7 protein-coding genes and 2 pseudogenes are annotated in these 8477 nt (G+C 63.8%); 2 read left to right on the top strand and 7 right to left on the bottom strand.

Annotation, left to right across the window (positions count from 1 at the left end; translation table 11 throughout):
* Positions 1 to 305: pseudogene (locus E3O22_RS14775) on the top strand (IS3 family transposase); the annotation flags it as partial.
* Positions 306 to 933: 628 nt separating this feature from the next.
* Here E3O22_RS14775 and E3O22_RS14780 read toward each other — a convergent pair.
* From E3O22_RS14780 to E3O22_RS15995, 7 genes and pseudogenes are all read right to left on the bottom strand, one after another.
* Positions 934 to 2148 (bottom strand): annotated as a pseudogene (locus E3O22_RS14780) (IS1380 family transposase).
* 270 nt (positions 2149 to 2418) lie between these two features.
* Positions 2419 to 3351 carry a carbamate kinase gene (arcC, locus tag E3O22_RS14785; protein ID WP_134396330.1) on the bottom strand — a complete coding sequence of 311 codons (933 nt, stop codon included), beginning with the start codon at positions 3349 to 3351 and terminating at the stop codon, positions 2419 to 2421.
* On the bottom strand, positions 3351 to 4352 hold the full coding sequence (gene argF / locus E3O22_RS14790; protein ID WP_134396332.1) for an ornithine carbamoyltransferase: 1002 nt from the start codon (positions 4350 to 4352) through the stop codon (positions 3351 to 3353). Before argF ends, arcC begins: the two co-directional genes overlap by 1 nt.
* Complete coding sequence (locus E3O22_RS14795) at positions 4349 to 5578, bottom strand: arginine deiminase (protein ID WP_134396334.1); 1230 nt, start codon at positions 5576 to 5578, stop codon at positions 4349 to 4351. Before E3O22_RS14795 ends, argF begins: the two co-directional genes overlap by 4 nt.
* 33 nt (positions 5579 to 5611) lie before the next feature.
* On the bottom strand, positions 5612 to 7030 hold the full coding sequence (locus tag E3O22_RS14800; RefSeq protein ID WP_134396336.1) for an amino acid permease: 1419 nt from the start codon (positions 7028 to 7030) through the stop codon (positions 5612 to 5614).
* Positions 7031 to 7279: 249 nt separating this feature from the next.
* Positions 7280 to 7417 (bottom strand): hypothetical protein, encoded by a 138-nt coding sequence (locus E3O22_RS15990; protein WP_166784669.1) that lies wholly within the window; start codon positions 7415 to 7417, stop codon positions 7280 to 7282.
* 45 nt (positions 7418 to 7462) lie between these two features.
* The gene (locus E3O22_RS15995; RefSeq protein WP_166784670.1) at positions 7463 to 7609 is read right to left on the bottom strand and encodes a hypothetical protein; all 147 of its coding nucleotides are present in this window, start codon (positions 7607 to 7609) and stop codon (positions 7463 to 7465) included.
* Between the two features lie 138 nt (positions 7610 to 7747).
* Between E3O22_RS15995 and E3O22_RS14810 the strand changes: the two genes are divergently transcribed.
* Positions 7748 to 8179: an Lrp/AsnC family transcriptional regulator gene (locus E3O22_RS14810; protein ID WP_134396339.1), complete on the top strand. Its 432-nt coding sequence runs from the start codon at positions 7748 to 7750 to the stop codon at positions 8177 to 8179.
* The last annotated feature ends 298 nt before the right edge of the window (positions 8180 to 8477 follow it).

Below are 8477 nucleotides of genomic sequence, written 5' to 3' on the forward strand. Positions count from 1 at the left end.
TGCACTCGGACCGAGGCTCCCAGTTCCGCTCCAACGCGTTCCTGCGGGTGCTGAAGAACAACGGCATCACCGGGTCGATGGGCCGCGTCGGCGCATGCGGTGACAACGCGGCGATGGAGTTGTTCTTCGCCCTGCTTCAGAAGAACGTCCTCGATCGGCAGCGGTGGTAAACCCGGGAGGAACTGCGCCTGGCGATGGTGGTCTGGATCGAGCGCACCTACCACCGCAAGCGCCGGCAACGCCGCCTCGGTAAGCTCACCCCGATCGAGTTTGAGACAATAAACGTGGCCCTCAAGGCCGCCTGAAACCACTAACCCTTTGAGTCAACTGAACTCGGGGCAGCCCCANCCCCACCTAACTGAAGTCATTGCCATTTGGGTTGCGGAGATCGCCGTGCACGATTCGAGACGATTCCCTTAAACCTTCGTTTGGCCCCAGCGAATTCTACGTATGGGTCATTGTTCTCGCGGGAATCCTGATCGCGGTCGAGGTCGCGGTCGTGGCCGTCGACAGGGGCGACGATAGCTAGGGTTTTGGTGCAGAGCGCGCCTGTGAGTACGTTGCATTCGTCACCGTCGGCTACCTCATCAGCTGGAGCCTGGCGAAGTCAGGAAGCGAAAGGGGTCCTCGCTCAGCAGTACGGAGTGCCTATGGGCGTCGCGTTCTCACCCTTGCGCACTCATGCGCGGACGACGGATGGGCGACTGAGCGATATCGCCGGAAAAATTGTGGATAGTCGAGGCAAATTTCGATGATTCATATAACCGTTCGGATGTGGCTTGGTTACGTCCCTCTAAGCCTCGATCCACCGGTCAGCGTGGCTGAGCCGGGTCGCCGGCCTGTGAACTGAAGTTTCTGACGGTGGGCATGGCGAAGCGGCCGGCCTTGCTGCCGGTGGTGTTCCTGGTCTGCTTGCGCCGTGGGGTTGGGTGGTCAGATGGTGGCCGTTCGTGGCGGGCCGCAGGCCGCCGCAAACGGGGCTGTCCAGCCGGTTTCCCAGGGCCAGCTGGCCGGGAGGTGCAGGACGTGTTTTCTGGCCGAGGTCGAGACGCGGGCCGGAATCTGAATCCGTTTGCGGCGAATCGTGCCGCTGCGCGCCTCGCCGAGGGTGCTGCCGGCGACGGTGCCGGCGGCGCGGGCGAGGTTGAATGCGATCGTGGCCAGCACCAGCCAGGCGGCGTTAGCGGTGAATTTGCCTGACTGTCGGTGTGCCAGTGCACCGTCTGTGAGGCCGGCGTTGGCCGGGCACCGTCGAACGGGTCCAGTTCCGGGATCCGCCGCACGACCACGCATCCCGTGATGCGTTCGCTGATCTTCCTCGAACTGAACGCGGTGACCGGCACGTCAGCGACTTCAGCGAAGGAAATCCAGGTGCCGGTGGCCTCGTCCCGGATCGCGTCGGTGTACTCAATCTTCGTTCAGGCATCGTCAGGAATAGTGGCGATAGCGCGATTCACGGCCGGATCCATCCGGGCGGTGATTGAGACTTTCGCGCCGGCCGCGGTCGCGGATCGCAACCGTTTCACGGTCGCGAGGACATCGCCGACGAACTTTCCCGCTCCGCGCGGAGACCCCGCCGCGCCTTTCCGGAGCCGGGCACCGATGATGACCGGCGCGGAAAACGTCGTCGAAACGATCCCGATCAACGCGTTCAGCCCGCGCCCTCCAAAGTATCCGTAGCCGGAGCCCTGTTTCTGGTAGCCGTGGACTTCATTGATGTTGTCGTCGATATCGACCAGGGCGTAGTCATCGATCCCAGCCACGATCGGTGCGACCTGGGCGACGTTGACCAGCCACCGCGCGGCGACTGCGTCGAGCTGACGAAGGTGGCCGAAAGTGAACGCCCGCAGGAACGAGCCCAGTGTCTAGGGTGCGTAGGTTTCGACAAAGATTTTCTTCAGCCCGCCGTGGCGGAGCAGGGCCATGTCATCGATGGAATCGGCGCCGGCGAGCATCCCCGCGACCAACGCGGTGACCTCTAACCCGGCGTTCGCTGAAGTGCCCCGGCAACCTCAACCACCGGCTGGCCAGCTTGCCCAGGCCTGTGGAGGCGGCCAGCATTATCGCGGGGACGAGCCCGGCGGCCGACACGAGATTGGTGTCATCGAAGGACGCTGACAAGGCCTTGGATCTATGAAAAACTTGCAACTACGAGATGCCTCTTGTGTCAGTCGAAATGAACCCTAAGTAAGTTCTATTTTTCCTGATCTGGAAGGCATTCTCTGTTTAACGCGCCGTCAACTTCCACGCCTCACCAATGGATCGAGGCTTCCTCCTGTCATGACCTGGTTGCGAGAGAAGGTCGCGCTGCCCAACCTGTCGTTTACGCGCACCTGCCCGGACCGTTGAGTCGGCCCGGGCAGGTTTCTGTCGTCCCCGTCAGCCGCCGTGGACCGGCGTCGTGGGACCGCGGTGGGGTCAGCGGTAGGCCACGCCGTTGGCTGTCACGGAGACCCGGGTACCCGCGGTTCCGTCCAGGAGCTCCGGCAATTCTGTCAGGGATCCGATGAAGGCGTCGCGACCGGTGTTGCGGGCGAAGTCGATCGCCGCCTCAACCTTGGGTCCCATCGAGCCCGCCGGGAAGTCGAAGCGCGCGAGCGTGTCCGGGTGGACGAGCATGATGGCGCGCTGTTCTGGCGTCCCCCAGCCGGTGTAGACGGCGTCTGCGTCGGTGGCGATCACTAGGGAGTCGGCCTTGAGGTCCCGGGCCAGCACCGCGCTGGCCCGGTCCTTGTCGATCACGGCGTCGACGCCGATGAGTTTGCGGGAGCCGGGCTGGTACATGGTGGGTATGCCACCGCCGCCGGCGCAGATCACCACCGTGTCGGCCTCCACCAGCGTTTTGATCGTGCTCAGCTCGAAGATCCGCTGCGGCATGGGCGAGGGCACCACCCGACGCCAGTGGTCGCCGTCGGGTTTGACGACCCACCCCCGCAGCACCGCCAGGCGACGCGCCTCGTCGGCGTCGTACACCGGCCCGACAAACTTCGTCGGGTCCCTGAACGCCGGGTCCGCCGGGTCCACCTCGGTCATTGTCAGGATCGTCGCGATTGACTTTTCGAACGGGAGTCGGTTGCCGAGTTCTTGTTCGATCATGTACCCGATCATTCCCTCGGTCTGGGCGCCCAGGACGTCGAAAGGGTACTCGGACGTGTGGTCGTAGGCGGCCGCCTGGAGCGCGAGCAGCCCGACCTGCGGCCCGTTGCCGTGGGAGATCACCAGCTGATGCTCCTGGGCGATTGGCGCCAGCGCGGCGCACGCCTTGGCGACGTTGGCACGCTGGTTTTGCACCGTCATCGGGGCGCCGCGCTCCTGGAGCGCGTTGCCGCCGAGAGCGACCACGATGCGCATCAGGACCCCAGGGTGGCGACCATGATCGCCTTGATCGAGTGCATCCGGTTCTCGGCCTGAGCGAACACGATGGAGCTGGACGACTCGAACACCTCGTCCGTGACCTCAAGCTCGCCGAGGCCGGTCTGCTTGAACAATTGTTCCCCGACGGCCGTGTTCCGGTCGTGGAACGCCGGCAGGCAGTGCATGAACTTGACGTCGGGGTTGCTGGTCTTAGCCAAGACGTCCACGGTGACCTGGTAGGGAAGCAGGGCGGCGATGCGTTCGTCCCAAGTTTCCTTGGGCTCGCCCATGGAGACCCAGATGTCGGTGTAGATGAAGTCGACCCCGGCCACGCCCTCGGCGACGTCCTCAGTGTGGGTCAGCCGCGCGCCCGTGCTCTCGGCGATCGTCTGGGCGGCCGCGATCACACCGTCGGTGTTCCACAGAGGGCGGGGGGCCACGATGCGTACGTCCATGCCCATCAGCGCCCCTGCCACCAGCAGCGAGTTCGCGACGTTGTTGTGCGCGTCTCCGAGGTAAGCGAAGGCGATCTCGTGGTCGTTCTTGGTGGAGTGCTCGCGCATCGTGAGCATGTCGCACAGCGCCTGGGTGGGATGCCACTCGTCCGTCAACCCGTTCCACACCGGCACACCTGACGACGCGGCCAGTGTCTCGACGTTGGTCTGCGCCGAGCCGCGATACTCGATGGCGTCGAACATCCCGCCCAGCACCCGCGCGGTGTCCTTAACGGACTCCTTGTGCCCCATCTGTGACCCGCTCGGATCGAGGTAGGTCACGTGGGCGCCCTGGTCGTGCGCGGCGACCTCCATGGCGCAGCGGGTCCGGGTGGAGGTCTTCTCGAAGATGAGGGCGATGTTCTTCCCGGTTAGCCGCGGCAGCTCAGTGCCGGCGTATTTGGCGGCCTTGAGGTCCGCGGCCAGCCCGAGGAGGAACTTCCACTCCTTCGGGGTGAAGTCGACTTCCTTAAGGAAACTCCGGTTGTGCAGGTTAAAGCTCACAGGATCACCGCATCTCTTTCGATTGGGCAGGACAGACATCGCGGACCGCCGCGGCCGCGGCCGAGCTCGGATCCCACGACGGGTACGACTTCGATACCCTCGTCGGCGAGGTATCGATTGGCGGTAGTGTTCCGCTCATAACCCAGCACGACGCCGGGGGAAACGGCGAGGAAGTTGTTCCCATCGTTCCACTGCTCTCGCTGCGCACCCGCGCGATCGATTGGGGTGCGCAGGACCCGAACCTTGTCGACGCCGAGGGCCTCGGCCACGAGAGGAAACAGGTCCGTGTGCTCCGTAATGTCGTAGTCGCCGCCGGACCCCACTGGGGTGAGCACGAACGCGCGCAGCGTTTCGGGCAGGTACGGATACAGGGAGAACGCGTCGCTGTCGACCATTGTCATGGCGGTGTCCAGGTGCATGAACGCCCGCTCCTTCGGAAGCTCGACGACGATCACCTGGCGGACATGGCCGCCCTGGAAGAGCAGTCGTGCCAGTGTCTCGACACCCTGGGGCGAGGTCCGCTCGCCCATCCCGATCATCAGCACCCCATTGCCGATCACGAGCACGTCGCCGCCCTCGACGGTAGCGGGCTCGTGGGGCAGGGAATCGTCGCCGTAGACGATCTCCAGCCCGGCGTCGCGGAACATCGGGTGGAACTTGTAGATCAGGCGGGAGTTGATGGTCTCGCGTTTGCGGGCCTGCTTGGCCATCGGGTTGATGCTCAGGGCGCCGTAGATCCAGGCCGAGTTATCGCGCTGGAACAGGTGGTTCGGCAGGGGCCGCAGCAGGAAGTCGTCGATGCCGAGGGACTCCATCAGAAGGCTGGGCGTGTGCAGCATCGGCATGACGTCACTCTTGAGCACGCCCCCGATCAGGAGCTCGGAAAGGACCTCCGACGACGTTTGGTCGACGATCCGCTCCAGCGGCTTATCCAGCGCGGGCCCGAACCGGATGGCCGTGGTCAGACACTTCTGCAGGAACTCCCGGGCACCCGGCGCGTCCAGCGCCGCGGCGAGCAGTTCGCGGAAGTAGTGCACCGTCACGTTGCGCTCTCTGAGCTGGCCGACGAACGCGTCGTGCTCTTCCCTAGCCCGATCGGCCCACATGACGTCGTCGAAGAGCAGGTCCTCGACGTTGTCCGGGGTCAACCGGCTGAGCTCGAGACCCGGCCGGTGGACGATCACCTGGCGCAGCACTCCTACCTCGGATTCAACACGAAATGGCATGGCTATTCCTTACTGTATTGATGGTGTAAATGCTCAGCGGTACTCGGGCACGGGGGCCGGCTTAGTCATCCGGTGCCGCTGCGCAAGGTAGACCGGGATCCCGACGACGAACGCGCCGCCGGCCATCAGGAACGGGCCCCAGACGACGTACCACAAGTCGCTGGTGTTCCTGGAGTAGTAGATGAAGGCGACCGAGAAGATCAGCGCCACGACCGCCACCGACACGTCGAACGCGAACCTCGACGTGTGGACTGGGTGGCTGTCCCGCCAACGCCACTTGATCTGGACCAAGGCGGAGAATGCGTAGGGCACGGCCGCCGTGATCCCGGTCATCAGGACCAGGGTGGTGAACACCGTTGAGCCGCTGGTTCCCAGATAGCTGATCACAACGGCGACCGACGCCAGCCCGGTGGACGCGATGATCCCGAAGGCCGGAACCCGGCGCCGCGACAGGCTCCCGAACCGCGCCGGGAACAGCCCGTCCTTCGCGGCAGCCAATGGCATCTCCGCGCAGATCATTGTCCAGCCGTTTAGTGCGCCGATACCGGAGACGATGACGGCCAACGCAACCAAGTCCCCGGCCCAGGAACCGCCGCCGACGATCGAGTTGGCCGCGACGGAGTAGGACGCTTTGTTCACGTCCATAGCCAACTGCGAGGCGGGCACGATGCCGAACACGGCAACCATCGACAGCAGGTAGACGATGGCGCTAGCGAGCGTGCCGTAGATGGTCGCCTTCGGGACATTTCGTTCGGGATCGCGGACCTTCGCTGCGGCAACGGCTGCGGTCTCGACGCCCAAATAGCTGAACAGTGCGATCGCCATCGCTCCACCGATCGCCGACAGGCTGCTGTCACCGCTGAGGTTCCACGGCGTGAAGTTCCCCGCCTTGATGAAGAACAACCCGACGGTCGACATGATGGCCAGCGGGATGAACTTCAGCACCGTCGTCCAGACTTGGACCGAACCCATCGCGCGCACGCCAGTCAGGTTGATCACGGCCGGGATCCACAACCCGACGAGGGCGATCAGGATGGACCAGCCGACCGCGCCGTCCTTGTTTAGGAAGTGCTCGACGTAGTACACCCAGCCGACGACGATCGCCGCGTTGCCCGCCCATGCCGTGATCCAGTAGGACCAGGCGTTAACGAACCCGGCCGCGTTGCCGAACCCTGAGCGTGCATAGGCATACGGTCCGCCAGCAGCCGGCAGGCGTCGCGACATCACCGCGAACATCAGCGCAAGCGCGACCGCCCCGACGGTGGCGAGGCCCATGGCGACCAGGCTGATCGGGCCATACGACGCTAATGCGTAGGGCAGCGAGAAGATGCCGACACCGATGATACTGCCCATAATCAGTGCAGTCGACTGAGGCAGGGACAGGGCGCGCTCGGTTGTGCGCCCCTCGGGCTCGGTCGGGACAGACCCGACCTCGGACCTTGGTTGGACCATGATGACCTCCGGCGTTGATATGGATATTGGACATCCGATCGTCAGGTCGAAAGGTTTCCGGGCTTAGCGGCCGAGGGAACTAAGTGGCGAGTTCACGGATGTTCTTGAAACGGATGTTGAAATCTGCCGTGCATTTCGGTGGAGCGTGTCAGAAACCGACGCAGGGCAATGCCTGATCAGGTTTTGAGAGACGCAGTGGTTGAACTTAACAATGACGGCACGCCGATCATCGCCCCAAAGAGCCGGCGCTTACGGCCGAGCAGAAATCGAGACGATAACGTCAGCGACCAGACCGAAAAGGTTCTTGGGATCGAAGGGACCGGCGATCAGATCGAGTTCGACGAAGAATGAGGCGCCGGGGACCGAATCGCGCAGGTAGCGCAGCACCGACAAGTCCTCGATGGCAAAATCGACCGAGTCGAAGATGGCGATCTAGTCGTAGTGCGTGCGCCCCGCCGCCTGGGCCTTATCAGTAGTGGAGGTCGTGATGATGTCGGCGCCCGCCACCGCGTCCCGCACGCTCGCTACCACGACGATGTCGAAGCCGAACGGCCGGGCGGTGATGTTTTTTACGTTCATGAAACGCACCACGACAACTTTCTTTTTGTTTTCTGTAATCAGCCTATGACCGAGCAATGTGCACGCGTAACGAGCAGAACGAGCCAATATGTTCCATAAATCTTTCAAGATGATTCTCCTGGCTGTACAGTGTGAATCATGCATACGCTCGATGACCTCGATCGCCGCCTGATCGGCGCGCTGCGGGCGGACGGGCGAACCCCCGTCACCACGCTCGCCCATGACCTCGGAGTCACGAGGGCAACGGTGAACATCCGGCTGCAGCGGCTGCTGGACTCGGGCACCGTCCTCGGATTCTCCGTCCGGGTTCGCGAAGAGCGGGATCCCGACTCGATCCGGGCGATCGCGCTCATCGAGGTCGAGGGCCGCTCAACAGATCGGGCGATCAGCCAACTTCGCGGCTTTCCCGAAGTCCGGGCGCTACACACCACGAACGGCGGCTGGGACCTGGTGGCCGAGATCCGGACCGACACGCTGAGCAACTTCGACCGGCTACTCGGCCAGATTCGCTCCGTCGATGGCGTCGTTAACAGCGAGACGAGTCTGCTGCTCAGTTCGACGCTGTCCTAAGCCTCATTCCACCGACCGGCTGAGGTCGGGAGTCGTCTCTGATTTAAGTTGCGGCGGCGTGCTGGGGCGTGGTTGTGCGCTGAGCCTCGCTATGCCGTCTACCCAGTTGGACAAAAAGGCCCCCGAGAGATTGGGGACCTTTTGTCGTTCCGGTGGTTTCAGCCCCGGTGGTCGAGCCCGTCGAGACCAACCGCTACAGCGCTGCCCGCTTGCTCGGCAGTGCGATCAGCGTCTGCTTCGGGTCGACCTCGACCGGTGGCCTAAGCCAGTACTGCGTTCCGGTGCGGCTGATCGTCCA

The sequence above is a fragment of the Cryobacterium sp. TMT2-18-2 genome (assembly GCF_004402245.1).
Lineage (GTDB): Bacteria > Actinomycetota > Actinomycetes > Actinomycetales > Microbacteriaceae > Cryobacterium > Cryobacterium sandaracinum.

Excerpts from the sequence above, each read along its gene's own strand:
- arcC (WP_134396330.1), bottom strand. The coding sequence starts at position 3,351 with ATGCGCATCGTGGTCGCTCTCGGCGGCAACGCGCTCCAGGAGCGCGGC.
- E3O22_RS14795 (WP_134396334.1), bottom strand. The coding sequence starts at position 5,578 with ATGCCATTTCGTGTTGAATCCGAGGTAGGAGTGCTGCGCCAGGTGATC.
- E3O22_RS14800 (WP_134396336.1), bottom strand. The coding sequence starts at position 7,030 with ATGGTCCAACCAAGGTCCGAGGTCGGGTCTGTCCCGACCGAGCCCGAG.
- E3O22_RS15995 (WP_166784670.1), bottom strand. The coding sequence starts at position 7,609 with ATGAACGTAAAAAACATCACCGCCCGGCCGTTCGGCTTCGACATCGTC.
- E3O22_RS14810 (WP_134396339.1), top strand. The coding sequence starts at position 7,748 with ATGCATACGCTCGATGACCTCGATCGCCGCCTGATCGGCGCGCTGCGG.